Consider the following 16,831-nt stretch of genomic DNA (forward strand, 5'->3'; position numbering starts at 1 on the left):
GAGGGCCGATCATTGAGGGAGCGTGGAGAGCCCGGCCGAACGGCGGTCGGGCTCTCTTTTCTTACGACGCTGTCCTTGCCGACTTTTCGCTCGCTCGCGTTCAACACGGGATAACGCCTCAAGCCGATGTCGAGTCGATCACGAATCACCGCGACGGTCTTGGTCACGTTCGCAGCGGGCGTCGCGATGGCGGGCGACCCCTATTTGCCGGAGGACGACGAGGTCCTCCAGACGCTTCCGGTCGCGGTCTTGGCGGGGCAGAGCGAGGTCGCCGACCTTCGCCGACGCCTCTTGAAAGAGCCCGAGGACGCCGACCTCGCCGCCCAAGTCGCGAACGCGTACGTCCAGCTTGGCAAGCAGGGGGGCGGGCCCCGCTACTACGGCTACGCCCGCGCGGCGATCGAGCCGTGGTGGGACGAGTCGGCGCCGCCGGCGGAGATTCTCCGCGTCCGCGCGAAGCTCAAGGAGACCGATCACGAGTACGCGGCGGCGCTCGAAGACATCGAGACGTTGCTGCAGAGCCGCCCCCGCGATTCGCAAGCGTGGATCGAAGCGGTCAACCTCCACCGCGTGCAGGGCGACTACGACGCGGCGTGGGTGGCGTGCGACCAACTGAGTGAGTTCGCCGAAGGGGTCGCGAGGGTGTTCTGCCGCGTGCCGCTCTTGGCGGTGACGGGGGGCGCCGAAGAGGCCGCCGGGCTCATCGAGCAAGCCTTGCCGATCACCAAAGAGAAACTGCCGGCCGTTGCGCCGTGGCTCTTAACGCAACAAGCCGAGACCGCCCGCGCGCTGGGCCGCGACGACGTGGCGGAGCGGGCTTACCGTGAAGGGCTCGCCCTCGACACCAACGACGGGTTCCTCAAGCGGGCCTACGCCGATTTCCTGCTCGATCGCGACCGGGCCGACGAAGTCGCGGCGATGCTTGGCGACGATTTGAGCGATAACGGCTACTTGCTCGCCGCGGCGATCGCCGCCCGCCAGACCGGCGACACCGCACGGGCCGCCGAGTTACGCCGCGAACTGGCCGACCGCTTCCGCGAAACCCGGCTGCGGGGCGACCTGCCGCACGGCCGGTTCGAGGCGCGCTTTGCGCTGGAGCTCGAGGACAACCCCCAACGGGCGCTCGAGCTGGCGCTCGCCAACTGGGACCGCCAGAAGGAAGCCCGCGACACCCGCAACGTGCTCGAAGCCGCGCTCGCGGCGCAGCAGCCCGTCGCGGCGGCGGAGGCGATCGGCTTCCTCAAGGAGGCGGGCACGCAGGACGTGGCGCTGCAGCGACTCGTCGAGCAATTGGTCGAGCAGCTGGAGGCGAAGCCGTGAAGCTCCCCCGCGCCCTGCCGCTGTTGCTCTTTGGCTTGATCGCCTCAGCCGCTTACGCCCACAAGCCGAGCGACAGCTATCTGCGGATCGAACGCGAAGAAGGCCCGCTACTCGTCGAGTGGGACATCGCGCTCAGCGATCTCGAACTGCTGGTCGGCCTCGACGCCGACCAAGACGGCAAGATCACCTGGGGCGAAGTGAAGGCGCAGCAGGCGGCGATCGCCGGCCACGCGCTCAGCCATCTGCAGCTCACCGCCGACGGCGAACCGTACGAACTGCGTCTATCGGGCATGATGGCCAATCGGCACAGCGACGGCGGCTACGCGGTCCTGTTGCTCGAGGGCGCCGACCCGGGCGAGGCGAAGCTCGACATCGCGTACCAACTGCTGTTCGACGTCGACCCGACCCACCGCGGGTTGGTTCTTTACACCGCCGACGGGTCGACCACGACGCACGTGTTGAGCCGCGAAGAGCCGGAGGTCGAGCTCGGCGCGGGGCAGGGGACGCTCTGGAACGCGTTCGCCCAGTACGTGCGCGAAGGGGTCTGGCATATCTGGATCGGCTTCGACCACATCTTGTTTCTGCTAGCGCTACTTTTGCCGGCGGTTTTGTTCCGCCAGGAAGGGCGATGGGAACCCGTCCAAAACTTCCGCCCGGCTTGCTGGGGCGTGCTGAAGATCGTGTCGGTCTTCACGCTGGCCCACTCGATCACGCTCTGGCTCGCGGTGATGGAGTACGCGACGCCGCCCAGCCAATTGATCGAGTCGACGATCGCGCTGTCGATTGTCGTCACGGCGCTGCACAACCTGTACCCGGTGCTGCGGATCTCGAATTGGGCGATCGCGTTCCTGTTCGGCCTGGTGCACGGCTTCGGTTTCGCCAACGTGCTGATCGACCTGGGGCTCAGCCAGGCGTCGCTCGCGGTGGCGCTGCTGGGGTTCAACGTCGGCGTCGAACTCGGCCAGATGGCGATCGTGCTCGTCTTCCTGCCGCTGGCCTACCTGACGCGCGGCACGTGGTTCTACCGCTGGGTGGTGCTGCGCGGCGGCTCGGTGCTGGTGGCGGTGATCGCGGCGATCTGGTTCTACGAGCGCGCGTTCAACGCCGAGATCATCGGCTTCTGACGTCCGCTGATCCGTCGGCGGCGTTGAGCAAGCGGGCGACTTCGTCACGCAGCGCTTCGCCGGGCAGCCCGATTGCGGCGATCTTGCCTACTTGGTCGATGACATACACCTCGGGGAAGCCATCGACCGACCACTCCCTCGCGACGCGGCCCGGATCGCCGTCGAGTGCGACGCTCCAGGTCAGCTTCCCGTCGGCGACGCCTTCGAGCGCGCTGTCGGGCGTCGCATCACGCATCAGCGTGAGGATTTCGAGACGGTCGCCGTATTCGGTGGTGAGGTCGGCCAGGTCGGGGTACATCCGCGCACAGGGGCCGCAGCCGGTGAAAGAAAACTGCACGACGACTGCCTTGCCACGTTGGTCGGCCATCCGCCACGGCTCGCCGTCGAGCAGGGAGACTTCCAGATCGGGAGCGACCACGCCGACTTTGAGATGGCGTTCCCTGAAGAGGAGCGCGGCGGCCTGGTCGGCGAATCGCTGGGGATGAGGGTCGTCGATGATGCGGATGACGTACCAGCGATCATCGACCCCTTTGGTTCCTGGGATCAAGGGTGACGCCTCGTCGGCGACGAGCTGTTCGAGCGTCGCCACTGCGGCGTCGCGGCGCGCCGCCATCTCGGCTTCGGACGGAGATTTTGCCAGCCATTCCACGTGAAGATCGAGTTCGCCTGGCCGGTAGGGCTTGGCGCCGCTGCGCAAAGCCTCGACGCGTTGCACCGATCGGACCCGGGCGTCCTCCAGTTCGAGGTCGTCATTGGCGAGGTAGAACCGGAGAGCGTCCCGCGTCGCCTTTGGAACCGTTTCTGAAGCGACGAGCGAAGAGATTGCGTCGTGGGCGGCGGGCTCGTAGTTGCCGTAGAACGTCACTTTACCGGCGATCGACAGCAAGTTGCTTTTTGCATAGAAGGGCAGCCGTGACAGCGCCTCACGTCGCCCGACGACTTCAGGAGCGTCGTCCCCTCCGCCGCGGCCCGCCTCCTTGAAGACGTGCCACAACGCCAAGAGGCCGACGTCGTCGCCGCGGTGATCGGCCTCGAAATCGAGCAGCCGCGGGATGTACTCGGCGCTCGGATCGACGAGCGTACTGTCGGCGATGGCTCGGTCGTAGTCTTCCCGCGATTTCAACTCGCTTGTCGCATGCCAGTACGGCTCTAAGGCCGCGTAGTAGTCCGTCATCAACGCGACGAGCTCTTGCTCGGCAGACGTTAAGTCCGGGTTGCGAGCACTTTGGACCGCCCAGATCAGACCCGCGGTGCACGCCACGAGGAGGACGGCGACGGTTAACGAGGTTCGCATCGATGGATCTCCAACCGCCCCGATTTCGGCAACGCCCAGCTGGCGACAAGAACGCCAAGCTACCGCCAAGGAGGTTCGGCGGAGGGGGATTGGTCTAAGAATCTTGCGAAAGTTCACTCCGACGACTTGCGTCGCCGGCTCGCCGTTCGCGCAGGGGTCGGCGGAGCTTCAATCCGAATTCCGAATTCCGAATTCCGCAATCGATCTCACTCGTCGCCGAAGACGCGGGTGCTTTCTTCGCGGCGGATGGGCCGCGTTATCTCGTTTGATTCGACGAGCACCGTCACACGCTGGTCGCCCGGCTCGGCGCCGGTGACGCGGACGCGGAACGCCGCCTTCTGGCCCGGCTCGAGACGCGGCAGCGGGGCGAATTCGGCCCGGGTCGCTTCGACGCGGTGGGCGGCGTCTCCATCGGCGCCGACGACCCGCAGGCCGCTCGGCGCCTCGACGCGGACCCGCACGCCGGTGGCGGCTTGGGTCCCCTCGTTGAGGACGCGGATCTCGTAGATGTTCTCGCCGCCGATTTCGATCGGGTCGTTGAGGTCGCGGACCTCGAAGGAAAGCGACGCCACGCCCTCGACGCGGATGTTCTGCGAGTGCTCGGCCTCGAGCCCGTCGCGCGCTTCGCTCTGGACCTTGAGGACGTGTTCGCCGGCGGTGACCGGCATCGCGACCACCTCGACCTCGCCGCGCTCGCCCTCGGGCAATTCGGCGAGGCTCCAGTAGACGCTGTGCGTGGTGGCGTCGTACTCGCCCAGGTTGTTGGCGCGGACAAACTCCATGCCGCGCGGCAGGTGCGTGACGAGCCGCACGTCCTTGGCGGGGGCGGTGCCCGGGTTGTCGACGCCGATCGTGTAGCTAGCGGGCCGCTCGAGATAACGCCGCGACGGGCCGTCGATCGACACCGACAGCGACGGGGCGACCACGTCGAACTCAACGCTCTTCTCGGCGCGCAGATCGCCATCGGCGATCGCGGCCACCGCGTTCACCACGTGGCCCGCCTGAGCGGCGGTCATGTGCAGATCAATGCGACGGGTCTCGCCCGGCTCGAGCGAGCCGACCTCGTACTCCAGCGCCGCGCCGGCGGCGTGGCGGAGCTGGGGCGGCACGTCCTCGACGAGCAACACGCCCGTCGCGACGCCGGTGCCCGGGTTGTGTAGTTCGATCGAAATGGTCTGCTCGTCGCCCAGCAGCACGTTCTCGGCGGCGGCGATCCGCATGGTTAGCTGCGGACGCGTGGCGACCGTCGCGGCGCTGGCCGAGGCGTCCATCGTCACCGTGGCGACGCTGCCGAGGGGGCCCTCGCGGAGCGGCTCGAACTCCATCTCGACGGTCCGGTCTTCGCCGGCGGCGACCGTCCCGAGGCGCCAGACGAGGCGGCCTTGGTGCTGGTCGGCGGCCGGGTTGGTCTTGAGCAGCCGCGCGCCGGCGGGGGTCTGGTCGCTGAGCACCACGTTCTCGGCGGGGCCGCTGCCGGTGTTGCGGACCTTCACGACGAAGCGGCACGGCTTGCCGATCTGCGCCTCGCGCGGCCCGCGTTTCTCGACGACGAGCGACGCCTCTTGCGGGCCTTCGAGTGTCTCGGGGCCGGGGCGGCCGTTCCCTTCGGTGGGGGGCGTTGGCGACGCGCCGAAGGCGCCGGCAAAGGCGTGGGGCTCGGCGACCGGCGCCGCCGAAGCGACCCGCGGGGCGACCGGTTCAACGCCGTTCTGAACGGGGGGAGCGGTCCGCTCCGTCGGCCGTGTCGCCGCGGGCGTCCGCTCGACCGGCGTCAGCTCGGCGAACTCCTCGCGAGCGATGGTGATTGCCTCGGCGTCGGCCGGCGACGCGAGCGGCGCGGGCGCGACCGGCGTCGCGCCGATCGCGATGCGGTCGGAAGGTTGGGCTGCCGATTGGGTCGTCGGATTCGTGCGCGGCGTGGGGGGCAGGGCCGCGAACGGGTCGTCGCCGAGCGGCGGGGCAGCCAAGTCGCTCGCGTCGCTGGTGGCGCCGACGCGGATCACCTGCTCGGGCGCCGCTTTCTCGGTCGCTTTCAACTCGGGTCCGGCTGGAGCGCCGCGGAGCGGATTGCTCGACGGCAACGTTGCGGCCGACGACGGGTTCTGCCGGATCGAGTTGGTGGCGACGGGGGCCGGGGCGGCGCCGTAGCGGCCGCCGGCGGGGGTGACCGTCGGCGCGTCAAAAGCCGTCGGATCGAACGGCGACGGCTCGGCTTGCGCCGGTGGGGCGATCGCCTTGGCGGGCGGGGCCAGCTTGGCTGTCGCCCAATCGGCGACGTTGAGGGTCGATTCGGTCTTGGTCCCCGACCACGGCGTCGGCGGGGCGTCGTCGCCACAGACGACGGCCGGGGCGGCGCAGGCCGCCAGGACAACGAGTCGGACAAAGAGGCGTTGGCGATCCATCGACGACGCTCACGCGGGGGTTACCGGTCTAGCGGAACACCCACCACGCCGGAGCGGCGCAGCGGTTCCAGGGCGGTAACTAGCAGAACCCCCGCGAGGGGCAAAGAGCGGTAGGGGCCGCCGGCTATCGGCGGCGAACTCTAGCGCCCACCCCTGTGACGGCGTCAATCCGCGTCGCAGTACGACAACGCTAGCAACGCATACGCGGTCGCCAGGTTGGGGTCGGACTCGAGCCAGCGGTCGTTCGAGTTGACCCAGGCGCCGGTCGGCTGTTGCTCGGCGGCGAGCTTGGCGACCAGCTCGCCGCGCCAGTCGTGCGACGTCCCGTCGGAGTCGGTGATCGTCGGCTCGCCGATCGCGTCGAGCGCCTTGGCGAACGTGTGGTAGTAGTAATAGAGGCCCGAGGTCCCCATGCCGGGATTCTCGTCGAGCGAGTAGTGATTCTTGACCCAATCGTAGGCGGCTTTGACGCGGCGGTCGTCGGGGCCGACGCCGGCGTAGATCATGCTCTTCAGGCCGGCGTAGGTCATCGAGGCGTAGCTCCGCAGGCCGCCGTTGTCGGTCTCGCCCGCCTGGCTCGAGCCGCCCGCGGCCGGCGTGTAGTAGAAGCCGCCGTCGTTCACCTTGGCGGCGAACTCGGTCGTGTTGTGCTCGGTCTCGAGGTTCTGCGTGCGGCTCACAAAGGCCAGGGCCTTCTGCATCGCGGGGTCGTCCTCGCCACGGCCCAGCGCGTGCAAGGCGTCGATCAAGAACGAGGTGTTCGACAGGTCGGGCCGGTTATGGTTGCCGTAGCCGGCGCCGCCGTAGCTGGTGCTCGATACGCCATGGCCCTCTTCCTCGTCCCACTGGATCCCTTTGAGGTAGCGCTCGGCGGCGGCGAGCTCGTCGGCGTAGTCCTTCTTAGCGCCCGGCGCTTCGGCCGCTTCCTTGAGGCACTGCATGGCGATGCAGGTCTCGTAGTTGCGGTACATCGAGTCGGGCGTATAGATCCCGCCGTCCGGCTGGGCGAAGCCGGCGACGTACGCGACGGCGTCGGCTACCAGGGGGTCGCTGATGCTGCGGCCGTTGCGGAGCAGCCCGGTCGCGACAAGCCCCGTCACCGCCGGCCCTAGCCGGGGGCTGAAGGCGCCTTTCTCGTCACGCGTCGTCTCGAGGTAGCCCACCGCGCGATCAACGAGAACGCCGGCGCTGGGCTTAGCCGAGGTCGATGCGGCGGCGGTCGACGCGGTAGCCGACTCTTGCGCGCCCGCCGAGTTGGTGAGGGTCGCGAGCAAAGCGGTCAGCACAAACACAGATTGAAGACGCATGAGAGAAACCCCTTCTCACTACGGTGAATTACAGCGGTGAATTAAAAAATGAGAGCCAAACCAAGAACGCCATCCAGCAACCGAGCGCCGTCGCCGCCAGGGGGACCTGCCACCCAAGGGACGTCGCGGGAACCGCAGGTACGGGGCTCGGAGCCACGGAGTTCACCTCGCCGTCTGGGGCGTTCATTCGTCGTCATCGACATTGTCGATCGAGAAGACTTCCGCTTGGCCAAAAGCCTCGACGAAGTTGTAGACGTCGTCGAAGTCTTCGCGGCGGTCGCTGTCGGTCTTACGCATCTGACCGATGCCGATCAGATTAAAGACGATCTCGCCGAAGTCGCCGGTGTTGTGGATGCCCCAGTGCCCCAGGACGCTCTGCGCCAGCATGCCGTACTGATGGATCGCGTAGTGCTGGATCGCCCGACAGAGCTCGGGGCCGGTGACGTGGCGTTCCTCGTCGTCCTCCGCCTCATCGACCTCGTCGCCTTCCAGCTCGGAATCGTCGAACTCCGAGTCGAGCTCTGAGTCTTCGTCCGAGTCGCCGAGGCCGAGTTCCTCTTGGCCGTAGCGGAGCGCGTCAAAGACAAAGACGTAGGCGTCGAAGTGGTATCGCTTATCACGGCGAAGCAGTTCGGCGAGAGGGTGCTTCGGATCGAGCATGACCGACACGTGACGCTCGGGGCTGAGAGGCATCGGGCGGGGAGGGAGGCGGGGGGCACAGGACGCGGTGAGCCCCGCCTTGAGTGTATCCGCCCCACGCGATTGTGGGGACAACCCCCCACGAAAAGGTTCACCCTTTCTCGCCGGCGTCGGGAGGCGATTCGGGTGGGGAGGGATCGGATGAATCATCGGGGGCGTTCTTGCGGGGGCCCGGCGAGCGATCACGCGGCGGGCCCGAACCCCGCCGACTGCCCGATCGTGGGCCCCTCCCCTGATTCGCCGCGGCGTCGCCTTCCGTCGGCTTGCCCTCGGCGGTGTCGTCGCTGGGGCGTGGGGGGCGGACCGCCTTGCCGACAACGGTTAGCACGTCTGAGGCCGGAATGACGATCCGCCGGCGATCTTCGGTCTCGACCAGCAATTCGCCGGTGAGGATCTCTTGCGATAGCACGCGGGCCTTGCCGTCGCGGGTGAGCACGTCGTAGCCGACTTTCGGGAGTTCGCGTTGCAGCTCTTGGTAGGTGTCGTACTCGTATCGCAGACAGCACTTGAGGCGGCCGCAGCGGCCGGAGATCTTGGTCGGGTCGAGGGTCGCCCGCTGCAGCTTCGCCATCTTCATCGAGACGGGCGGCATCTCCGACAGGTGCGTGTTGCAGCAGACCGGCTTGCCGCAATCGCCGTAGTCGGCCAGCAGCTTGGCCTCGTCCCGGACGCCGATCTGCCGCATCTCGACGCGGGTCTGCAGGTCGCGGGCCAGCGCCTTCACGAGCTCACGGAAATCGACCCGTTGCTCGGACAGGTAGTAGATGATGACGCGTTCGCCGCCGTAGAGCCGTTCGACCTGCACCAGTTGCATGTCGAGATTGAGCTCGGCGATGCGGCTGCGGACCGTCTCGAACTCGTTCACCTCTTGCTTGTGCAGGCGCCGCATTTCGACGGCGTCTTCGGCCGACTCGAGGCGGAGGATCTGGCCTGTCCGGGGCTCCTCGCCCATCTGCGCGAGGACGTGTTCGGTCGCCTCGCAGAGGACCTCGCCGACTTCTTGGCCGCGACCGGTCCGGGCGATCACCCGATGGCCGCGTGCGTAGGCGTCGCGGGCCCGGCTGGAGAAGACCCCCAGGTGGCGCATCGAGCCGTAGCGGACGACGTACTTAGGCATGGACGAGCGGTGGCGATCGCGGAGAGCCCTCCAAAACGTCGGAGGCGACCCTGCCAGCCTAACGACCGATCGGGCTGACGCCCAGGTGATCCACCTCCTGCGGACCATGGATGTCGGCGATCCCGCTGCGGACGGCGATCCGCAGCAGCTGCAACGAGGTCGAGACGCCAAGCTTCCGCATGAGCCGGTATTTGTGGTTCCCCACTGTGCTGGGAGAGACCCCCAACGACTCGGCGCACTGGCCCACCGTCTTGCCGAGGCCGACCAGGCGGAGCACTTCAAGCTCGCGCCGTGTCAGCTGCGAGAGCTCCGAATTGTCCTCGCCGCTCGATTGCAGTTCTTTGCCCGCCGCCTCCCGCAAAGCCCGTGTCAGGGCCGTCCAGCCTGCTGCTCGCGACACCGTTCGGCAACAATCGCACGGCTTTGCGGCGCTCGAGTGAATCAGCGCAACGGTTGCGATCGTGAGGTCACTAAAATCGCTGCCGCAGCGGCTCGCCAGGCGGACGTCCGGGGGGGCCGCGAGAGAGCCGCTGTGCACCGAATGGAATCCCGGCTCGAGGTTGACACGCGCCGCGTAAGCTTCACGATCGAGCGACGCGTCGAGGCTCACCAGGACCCGGACGGGGCGCGAGTTGACGACAGGTTTAATGGCAGCCAGTTCAGTCATTGATCACCACAGAGCGAGGAAGGGGTGAATCGGCCCTGGATGATCGCTCACCTGCGGATTCACGCAACGTCTCCTCGCCGAGGGGGGGACGACTAGCTGCAGTCGCGTTTCCTGAGGCTAAATTGTTTTGACGTTGTGGTTTACGTCGTTTTCGACACGCCGAGCCGGTTGATGTCAGCGACAGACAGGTGGCACTTACCGCTCGACGGAAAACAAAAAATAATTCGCAGTTAGAAACCGCGCTCCCCGGGCGGGATGTCGGTTGTCACCGTCGGGCGGAAGGTAACGATTAACCGAAGGACCCGCCCGCTCCGCCAATTACAAGAGGAACGACCCACTCATGGCCACTCAAACGCGCGACGAACTCGTCAACAAGAAGTGCCTCCCCTGCGAAGGGGGCGTCGAGCCGTGCTCGCTTGACGAGGCAAACGGTCAACTCGGTCAGCTCGACGGCTGGCGGCTCACCCATGACGGGCAGCGCATCCGCAAGGACTGGCGCGTCAAGAACTTCATGGCCGGCATCGACTTCTTCAACCGCTGCGCCGAGGTCGCCGAAGCCGACGGGCATCACCCCGACCTACACATCGAGGGGTATCGCAACGTCTCGGTCGAGCTCTGGACGCACGCCATCGGCGGATTGTCCGAGAATGACTTCATCGTCGCCGCGAAAATCGATCAGCTGCCGATCGAGCTCAAGGAGGATTGAGCGCGCGGCATGTTCCCGGCAGTACGGTCCCAGCAGTACGATCCTAAAGGTGGACGTGGTCCTAAAGGTGGATCAGTGGCCCGATGGGAACAACGGCCACGCCGACACGACGAGAAGGCTTCGCCACCGAATTCTCCGCCACCGAAATGGTGACGCCGCGTGGCTTAGACCGCGGTTTGCTTCTGCGGGCTCGCCTGCCTCTTGGGAGTTGCGATCGCTTTCTGGACGGTCACGTGTTGCGGCGCGGGGCTTACCCCGTAGGCGTTGACAACCTCGAGGCGATTAACGACCCGTTCGACCCCTTCGAGCGATTGCAACAAGCTTTGGGCCGCCTGCTTCAAATAGAAACTGGGGACCTTGCCTTCGAGGCACAGGGCGTCCTCTTCGACGTGGCACTCGATGTGCCTCAAGTACAGGTGCGAGCTTTGCCCAAGTCGTCGCACAGCCGCATGGATTACCCGTTCCGCGTTTTCAGCGACCATGAGAAACTCTCCGTAGATAAGCCGGACGGGAGACAGACCCCGTATTCGTTACGATGACCCATCGACCACAGCGTCGTAAAGGTCGAATCGACGCAGAAACTTCTAGTGGCGGCGACATCGCTGATAGCACCCACGTTCTTGATCCTCTTAGACGACGAAATCCTTATGCCGGTCACCGACGATTCATTCTTGGCTTGGGTAGTCCGCGAAAGACCCGACGGCCAATGCGCCGGTCGGGTTGAAAGACAAACCAACGACGACCTGCCCGCCGTCGAGGGCCCCGCGGTGCTAATCGACGTCGAATGCTCTTCGCTCAACTACAAAGACGCCCTGGCTTGCCGCGGCCACCGCGGTGTCGTCAGGAAACTTCCTCATGTTCCTGGAATCGACTGCGCGGGCTGCGTCGTCGCGAGTGACTCCGACGACTTTAGGCCGGGCGACGCGGTCCTTGTCACGGGCTACGACCTGGGCGCCGCGCGCTGGGGGGGCTACTCGGGCCGAGTGCGGGTCCCGGCCGACTGGCCGGTCCGACTCGTCGACGGCTTTACACCTCGCGACGCCATGGCCTACGGCACGGCAGGCTTCACCGCCGCCCAGTGCGTCATGGCGATTGCCGATCGCGTCAGCCCCGACGAAGGCGACGTGGTCGTCACCGGCGCCACGGGGGGCGTCGGCACGTTCGCCGTCGCGCTGCTAGCGAAACTCGGCTACCGCGTGACCGCCGTCACCGGCAAGCCGGACCAAGCGGGGCAACTGCGCAGCCTGGGGGCGACGGAGGTGGTCGGTCGCGAAGCGGTCGCCGACGATTCCGGGACGCCGATGCTGTCCGAACGGTGGGCCGCGGCGGTCGACACCGTCGGCGGGACGCCGTTGACGACCCTCATCCGCTCGCTGCGCTACCGGGGGGTCGTTGCCGCCTGTGGCCTTGTGGCGGGGACCGAGTTGCCGCTGTCGGTTTATCCCTTTCTGCTGCGAGGGGTGACCCTCGCCGGGATCGATTCGGCGAAGTGTCCACGCGGGCCGCGGCTCGAGGTGTGGAGGCGTCTCATGGGTGATTGGCGGATTGAATTGCCCGCCGATCTCCTCACAACGCTGACTTTTGACCGCCTCGAGGAGGGGGTTGAGAGGATTCTGCGAGGGGGCGTCGCGGGGCGCACGCTCATCAAGCCAACTTCGGAGGGGTGTTGATCACGGGTTGCACCGAATGGGGGGGTCGTTTCGGTTTGTCGGACGACGCGTCGAAGCGCTCCGCCGTCGCCCGGCCGCCGGCATGCCCCGAGCGGGTAGAATACTTCAGAGAGGACGCTCGTCGAGTTTGCGGCGTGGGTCGGCTCCATGGCGTGTCGCTACGCGCTGAACCATCGAAACTTCGAATCGGGATTTACAATGGCTCGAACGCTCTGCTCCGCCGTCGGCTTAGCCGTTGCGTTGACGCTGATGAGCGCCCTGCCGGCCGCTGCGCAAAACCCTAGTATCAGCCCTGCGGTCGCTGCCGCCGCGTCCCAGGAGGCGATGACGCAGCTGAAGAGCCAGTCGGGCGGCAGTATGCAGACAATCGACTCGATCAACAGCTCGGTTCTCCGCCAGTCCCGGGCGTACGGCGCCTCAACCGGATTCTCCCCGATCGCGACGATGAACTCCTCGCTGTCGGGCTACGCCCCCTCGAGTGCGACGTCGGGCGTCGGTGCGATTAAGCCGTTTTCCGGAATGAGCCCGAGCTCGACGATCAGCCCCTATCTGAATCTCTTCAACCAGGGCCCCGGCGGTCGTCAGCAGACGGTCGACAACTACAACGTCCTCGTCAGGCCCGCGCTCGAACAGCAGCGGACGAATCAAGCGCTCCAACGCCAGCAGCAGCAACTCAACATGCGGGTGCAGGCCATCTCGGCCCAAGCCGCCTTCGAGGCAGCGGGATCCGAACGGATGATCGCCACCGGGCACCAGACCGGCTTCGGCTACTACTCGCACTTCTACCCGGGCAAGAATCAGGCGCCGCGTGCCCGAGCGCGCTAATTTGCTTCGAGGAAGCGCTTTAGCAGGTCGGTCCCTTGGTAAGTCAGGAAGCTCTCGGGGTGGAACTGCACGCCGTAGAGGGGCCAGTCGCGGTGTTCGACGGCCATGATCACGCGCTCGACGCCGCCCTCGGCGGACGGGTCCTCAGTCCACGCGGTGACGCGTAGCGCTACGGGGAGCGTGTCGGGGCGGATCACCAGGCTGTGATACCGTGTCGCTTGGAAGGGGTTCTCAAGACCTTCCAGCAGCCCGCCCCCATCGTGATAGATCTGGTCGGTCTTGCCGTGCATGAGCCGGCCGGCGCGGACGACCTTGCCCCCCAGGGCCTGTCCGATCGACTGGTGGCCGAGGCAGACGCCGAGCACGGGGACCCGTCCTCCGAAACGGTGGATCGCGTCGACCGACACGCCCGCCTCGGTCGGCGTACAGGGGCCCGGCGAGACGACCACCCGATCGGGCTCCATCGCCACGAGCTCGTCGATCGTGTGCTCGTCGTTCCGCACCACGCGGATATCGATCGACGGGTCGATCTCGCCGAACCGCTGGACGAGGTTGAACGTGAACGAGTCGTAGTTGTCGATGACCAGCAGCATGCGATCGCTCCGCGGGGGGTGGGCTCCCAGCTTAGTCGAAAGGGCTCGGCGCGGGAGGGCGATGGGGGTGGCGTCTCGGTTTACTCCCGGCGCTGGCGCTTAGGGCTCTTATTTCTGGCGTTGCTCCCGCACCGCGGGCGAGAGCCCTAAGCGCCAGCGCCGGGAGTGAACCACCAAACGACCAGCCCACTCCCCCCCGAGGTTCACCCCTTCCGCCGACTCCCAAGAAAATAGGGCGGGGACCTCAAGATTGCGGGCGGGATAGCGAAGTGATATCACATTGCTATCTCTTCCCCATTTTGGAGTCTCCGCTCATGGTCACCGAAAAGCCGCTCCAGCCGATGTCGGGTTGGTTTCCCTTGCTCTGCTGCTTGGCGATGCCACCCCTCGCCGTCGCAATCTGCATCGGAGTCGCCACTCTCGATAGCGATCCGGTCACGCTGCTCTTCGTCCCGGTAGCGCTTGGATTGCTCGTGGCGACGGTGATCACGGCCATTGGCTTTAAGGCCGTGGCGCCAAACGACTCACGGGCGCTGCTGCTGTTCGGCGAGTACCAGGGGACGATCAAAGAGTCAGGCTTCTACTGGGTGAACCCCTTCTACTCGACCAAGAAGGTCTCGCTCCGGGTGCGGAACTTCGAGACCGGATCGACCAACCAGCCGGAGAAGAAGGACGCCGCTGGCAACATCGTCCAGCACAAGTCGCAGTCGGGCGGCCGGCCGTCGAAGGTCAACGACCGCGACGGCAACCCCGTCGAGATTTCGGCCGTCGTGGTGTGGAAGGTGATCGACACGGCCGAGGCGCTCTTCGAAGTCGACGACTACGAGCACTATGTCGCGGTCCAGAGCGAGGCGGCGCTCCGCGGGCTCGCCAGTCGGCATCAGTACGACAGCGAGGACCACGAGACCTCGCTCCGCGGCAGCACCACCGAGGTGAGCGACCAGCTGGAGAAAGACATCCAGGAACGTCTCGGCAAGGCGGGCGTCCAAGTGATCGAGGCTCGCATCAGCCACCTCGCCTACGCCCCCGAGATCGCCGCCGCGATGCTGCAGCGTCAGCAGGCGCAGGCCGTCGTCGCGGCGCGGACCCAAATCGTGGCGGGGGCCGTCGGCATGGTGCGGATGGCCCTCGACCAGCTGTCGGAGGAGAAGATTGTCGAGCTCGACGACGAACGCCGCGCGGCGATGGTCTCGAACCTGCTGGTCGTCCTCTGCAGCGACAAGCACACCCAGCCGGTCGTCAATACCGGCACGCTCTATAACTGAGCCAACCAGCCCGAGGCCTGCTGTGGCGCGAGAGTCGTTCCTGCTTCGTACCGACCCCAAGGTCCTTGCGGCGCTGCGCCGTTGGGCGGACGATGAATTGCGTAGCGTTAACGGGCAGCTCGACTACGTGCTGCGGCAGGCGCTCCGCGAAGCGGGGCGATTGAAGGAAACCGACCAACCCAAGGACGACTCGTCGAGCGGCTAGGCCCACGGCGAGGAGCAAGATCATGAGCACGCCAGCCACCTCCCTCGCCGTTTCGGACGAGGAAGCCCTCGACCTTGTCTGTCAGCTGATGGCGATCCGCGGTCGGGGCGGAGAAGAACGGGGCGTCATGGACTTCGTCGCCGCCAAGCTCACCGAAGCGGGCGCCGACCCCAACCCGCTGCGGTTCGATAACGCCAACGAGCTGAGTTCCCTCGGCGGAGGCGTCGGCAACGCCGTGATGCAGCTCGACGGCGACGCGTCGCTCGGGCCGCGGCGGATGCTGATGGCCCACACCGACACCGTCCCGGTCTGCCTCGGGAGCAAGCCGACCATCGAGGGCAATCTGGTCCGCTCGGGCGATCCCGCGACCGGCCTCGGCGCCGACGACCGCTCCGGCACGGCGGTGCTGCTGACGACGGCGATGGCCCTGCTGCGGAGCGGCGCCCCCCACCCGCCGATCACGTTCCTCTGGACCGTCCAGGAAGAGGGGGGGCTGAACGGCGTGCGGCACGTCGATGTCGGGATGCTCGGCGAGCCCGAGTTGTCGTTCAATTTCGACGGCGGCGACCCGGCCAAGCTGCTGGTTGGCGCCACCGGCGGCTATCGCATGTGGGTCAACGTGCACGGCTGCCCGAGCCACGCCGGCATCGCCCCGGAGAAGGGGGTCAGCGCGGCGGCGATCGCCGCCTTCGCCGTCACGGACTTGGTCGAGAAAGGCTGGCACGGCCTCGTGGAGAAGGGCGACCAACGCGGCACCTGCAACATTGGCATTGTCGAGGCGGGGGTCGCCACGAACGTTGTCGCCGAGCACGCCCGCCTTCATATCGAGGCCCGCAGTCACGACCCCGCCTTCCGCACCCAAATTGTTGCGGCGATCGAGGCGGCGTTCCTCCGCGCCTTGGACAAGGTCGTTAGCAGCGAAGGCCGCCGCGGTACGGTCAGCTTTGATGGCGGCGCCTGCTACGAGTCGTTCAAGCTGCCCGAGGACAACCTGTCGCTCGTCACGCTCGAAGGGACGCTGCGGTCGATGGGCCAGGAACCACGCCGGGCGATCTCTAACGGCGGCCTCGACGCCAACTGGATCACGTCGCACGGCATCCCGACGATCACGCTCGGCACGGGGCAGCACGACATACACACAGTCGATGAGACGCTGAACATCGAGGAATACCAGCTGTCGCGCCAGGTCGCCTGGCGTTTGGCGACGGGGACTTAGTCACTCGCCGTGGCGTCTTTCACTTGGAATCGGCCTTCCTTTGGAATTGGCAGTCCCTTGCAACCCGACGACGAACTCTGCCTCTGCTTCCACGTCACCCGGCGGAAGGTGGAGAACTACCTCCGCGTTGAGCGCCCGGCGGCGCCATCGCAGCTAGCGGATTGCTACGGCGCCGGGACCGGGTGCGGCTGGTGCCGGCCCTTGCTGCGGAAACTCTTCGAGGCGCAGCGGGCGCAGGCCGAGGCCGACCTGCCCGACGCCGCCGACCATGCTAGCGGCCGTGGTGAGCACATCGCCACCGGCGGTGGTACGCCGCCGAAGTAGCGGGTCTGCCGAAGAGACCGGGCCGACGCCGCTTCGGCGGCGCACTTCTGTCTTGTCGCGAATCGCCGCTTGCGCGTAAGGTCGTCGCCTTGCTCCC

17 protein-coding genes are annotated in these 16,831 nt (G+C 66.7%); 9 read left to right on the forward strand and 8 right to left on the reverse strand.

Annotation, left to right across the window (positions count from 1 at the left end; all coding sequences use genetic code 11):
- The first annotated feature begins 126 nt into the window (after window positions 1–126).
- Window positions 127–1,320, forward strand: a complete 1,194-nt coding sequence (locus Pla108_RS05220; protein WP_146443693.1) for a tetratricopeptide repeat protein — start codon at window positions 127–129, stop codon at window positions 1,318–1,320.
- Window positions 1,317–2,444, forward strand: a complete 1,128-nt coding sequence (locus Pla108_RS05225) for a HupE/UreJ family protein (RefSeq protein WP_146443695.1) — start codon at window positions 1,317–1,319, stop codon at window positions 2,442–2,444. The genes Pla108_RS05220 and Pla108_RS05225 overlap by 4 nt, the downstream gene beginning before the upstream one ends.
- On the opposite strand, the gene Pla108_RS05230 is transcribed toward Pla108_RS05225, so the two are convergent.
- From Pla108_RS05230 to Pla108_RS05255, 6 genes are all read right to left on the reverse strand, one after another.
- Entirely contained in the window at window positions 2,431–3,738 is a 1,308-nt protein-coding gene (locus tag Pla108_RS05230) for a TlpA family protein disulfide reductase (protein ID WP_146443697.1), read from the reverse strand. The genes Pla108_RS05225 and Pla108_RS05230 overlap by 14 nt on opposite strands.
- Window positions 3,739–3,944: 206 nt before the next feature.
- A complete protein-coding gene (locus tag Pla108_RS05235) occupies window positions 3,945–6,140 on the reverse strand; it encodes a DUF11 domain-containing protein (protein WP_146443699.1) in 2,196 nt (731 codons plus the stop codon).
- Between the two features lie 164 nt (window positions 6,141–6,304).
- Window positions 6,305–7,447, reverse strand: a complete 1,143-nt coding sequence (locus Pla108_RS05240; protein WP_197526259.1) for a terpene cyclase/mutase family protein — start codon at window positions 7,445–7,447, stop codon at window positions 6,305–6,307.
- Between the two features lie 183 nt (window positions 7,448–7,630).
- Window positions 7,631–8,140, reverse strand: a complete 510-nt coding sequence (locus tag Pla108_RS05245) for a Minf_1886 family protein (RefSeq protein WP_231934295.1) — start codon at window positions 8,138–8,140, stop codon at window positions 7,631–7,633.
- A 97-nt stretch (window positions 8,141–8,237) separates the two neighbouring features.
- Window positions 8,238–9,263 carry a PSP1 domain-containing protein gene (locus Pla108_RS05250; protein ID WP_146443701.1) on the reverse strand — a complete coding sequence of 342 codons (1,026 nt, stop codon included), beginning with the start codon at window positions 9,261–9,263 and terminating at the stop codon, window positions 8,238–8,240.
- 58 nt (window positions 9,264–9,321) lie between these two features.
- The gene (locus Pla108_RS05255) at window positions 9,322–9,930 is read right to left on the reverse strand and encodes a helix-turn-helix transcriptional regulator (RefSeq protein ID WP_146443703.1); all 609 of its coding nucleotides are present in this window, start codon (window positions 9,928–9,930) and stop codon (window positions 9,322–9,324) included.
- Between the two features lie 340 nt (window positions 9,931–10,270).
- Between Pla108_RS05255 and Pla108_RS05260 the strand changes: the two genes are divergently transcribed.
- Window positions 10,271–10,636 carry a 4a-hydroxytetrahydrobiopterin dehydratase gene (locus Pla108_RS05260; protein ID WP_146443705.1) on the forward strand — a complete coding sequence of 122 codons (366 nt, stop codon included), beginning with the start codon at window positions 10,271–10,273 and terminating at the stop codon, window positions 10,634–10,636.
- Between the two features lie 164 nt (window positions 10,637–10,800).
- Here the strand turns inward: Pla108_RS05260 and Pla108_RS05265 are convergent, their stop codons facing one another.
- The gene (locus Pla108_RS05265; RefSeq protein WP_146443707.1) at window positions 10,801–11,118 is read right to left on the reverse strand and encodes a BON domain-containing protein; all 318 of its coding nucleotides are present in this window, start codon (window positions 11,116–11,118) and stop codon (window positions 10,801–10,803) included.
- A gap of 165 nt (window positions 11,119–11,283) precedes the next feature.
- On the opposite strand from Pla108_RS05265, the gene Pla108_RS05270 reads away from it, so the two are divergent.
- On the forward strand, window positions 11,284–12,306 hold the full coding sequence (locus Pla108_RS05270; protein ID WP_146443709.1) for a YhdH/YhfP family quinone oxidoreductase: 1,023 nt from the start codon (window positions 11,284–11,286) through the stop codon (window positions 12,304–12,306).
- 198 nt (window positions 12,307–12,504) lie between these two features.
- Complete coding sequence (locus Pla108_RS05275; RefSeq protein ID WP_146443712.1) at window positions 12,505–13,131, forward strand: hypothetical protein; 627 nt, start codon at window positions 12,505–12,507, stop codon at window positions 13,129–13,131.
- On the opposite strand, the gene Pla108_RS05280 is transcribed toward Pla108_RS05275, so the two are convergent.
- Entirely contained in the window at window positions 13,128–13,724 is a 597-nt protein-coding gene (locus tag Pla108_RS05280) for an anthranilate synthase component II (RefSeq protein WP_146443714.1), read from the reverse strand. The genes Pla108_RS05275 and Pla108_RS05280 overlap by 4 nt on opposite strands.
- Window positions 13,725–14,038: 314 nt before the next feature.
- Between Pla108_RS05280 and Pla108_RS05285 the strand changes: the two genes are divergently transcribed.
- Genes Pla108_RS05285 through Pla108_RS05300 form a run of 4 tightly spaced genes read left to right on the forward strand, consistent with a single transcriptional unit; the run spans window position 14,039 to window position 16,734 of the window.
- Window positions 14,039–14,989 (forward strand): SPFH domain-containing protein, encoded by a 951-nt coding sequence (locus Pla108_RS05285; RefSeq protein ID WP_146443717.1) that lies wholly within the window; start codon window positions 14,039–14,041, stop codon window positions 14,987–14,989.
- A gap of 22 nt (window positions 14,990–15,011) precedes the next feature.
- Window positions 15,012–15,194, forward strand: a complete 183-nt coding sequence (locus Pla108_RS05290; protein ID WP_146443719.1) for an Arc family DNA binding domain-containing protein — start codon at window positions 15,012–15,014, stop codon at window positions 15,192–15,194.
- Between the two features lie 22 nt (window positions 15,195–15,216).
- Window positions 15,217–16,410 carry a M20/M25/M40 family metallo-hydrolase gene (locus tag Pla108_RS05295; RefSeq protein WP_146443721.1) on the forward strand — a complete coding sequence of 398 codons (1,194 nt, stop codon included), beginning with the start codon at window positions 15,217–15,219 and terminating at the stop codon, window positions 16,408–16,410.
- 57 nt (window positions 16,411–16,467) lie between these two features.
- Window positions 16,468–16,734, forward strand: coding sequence for a (2Fe-2S)-binding protein (locus Pla108_RS05300; protein ID WP_146443723.1), 267 nt, complete (start codon window positions 16,468–16,470; stop codon window positions 16,732–16,734).
- The last annotated feature ends 97 nt before the right edge of the window (window positions 16,735–16,831 follow it).

This window comes from Botrimarina colliarenosi (assembly GCF_007859955.1).
In the GTDB taxonomy this organism is placed as follows: Bacteria; Planctomycetota; Planctomycetia; order Pirellulales; family Lacipirellulaceae; genus Botrimarina; species Botrimarina colliarenosi.

Coding starts and splice junctions, on each gene's coding strand:
- Pla108_RS05220 (WP_146443693.1), top strand. CDS start 127: ATGTCGAGTCGATCACGAATCACCGCGACGGTCTTGGTCACGTTCGCA.
- Pla108_RS05230 (WP_146443697.1), bottom strand. CDS start 3,738: ATGCGAACCTCGTTAACCGTCGCCGTCCTCCTCGTGGCGTGCACCGCG.
- Pla108_RS05235 (WP_146443699.1), bottom strand. CDS start 6,140: ATGGATCGCCAACGCCTCTTTGTCCGACTCGTTGTCCTGGCGGCCTGC.
- Pla108_RS05240 (WP_197526259.1), bottom strand. CDS start 7,447: ATGCGTCTTCAATCTGTGTTTGTGCTGACCGCTTTGCTCGCGACCCTC.
- Pla108_RS05245 (WP_231934295.1), bottom strand. CDS start 8,140: ATGCCTCTCAGCCCCGAGCGTCACGTGTCGGTCATGCTCGATCCGAAG.
- Pla108_RS05250 (WP_146443701.1), bottom strand. CDS start 9,263: ATGCCTAAGTACGTCGTCCGCTACGGCTCGATGCGCCACCTGGGGGTC.
- Pla108_RS05255 (WP_146443703.1), bottom strand. CDS start 9,930: ATGACTGAACTGGCTGCCATTAAACCTGTCGTCAACTCGCGCCCCGTC.
- Pla108_RS05260 (WP_146443705.1), top strand. CDS start 10,271: ATGGCCACTCAAACGCGCGACGAACTCGTCAACAAGAAGTGCCTCCCC.
- Pla108_RS05265 (WP_146443707.1), bottom strand. CDS start 11,118: ATGGTCGCTGAAAACGCGGAACGGGTAATCCATGCGGCTGTGCGACGA.
- Pla108_RS05270 (WP_146443709.1), top strand. CDS start 11,284: ATGCCGGTCACCGACGATTCATTCTTGGCTTGGGTAGTCCGCGAAAGA.
- Pla108_RS05275 (WP_146443712.1), top strand. CDS start 12,505: ATGGCTCGAACGCTCTGCTCCGCCGTCGGCTTAGCCGTTGCGTTGACG.
- Pla108_RS05280 (WP_146443714.1), bottom strand. CDS start 13,724: ATGCTGCTGGTCATCGACAACTACGACTCGTTCACGTTCAACCTCGTC.
- Pla108_RS05285 (WP_146443717.1), top strand. CDS start 14,039: ATGGTCACCGAAAAGCCGCTCCAGCCGATGTCGGGTTGGTTTCCCTTG.
- Pla108_RS05295 (WP_146443721.1), top strand. CDS start 15,217: ATGAGCACGCCAGCCACCTCCCTCGCCGTTTCGGACGAGGAAGCCCTC.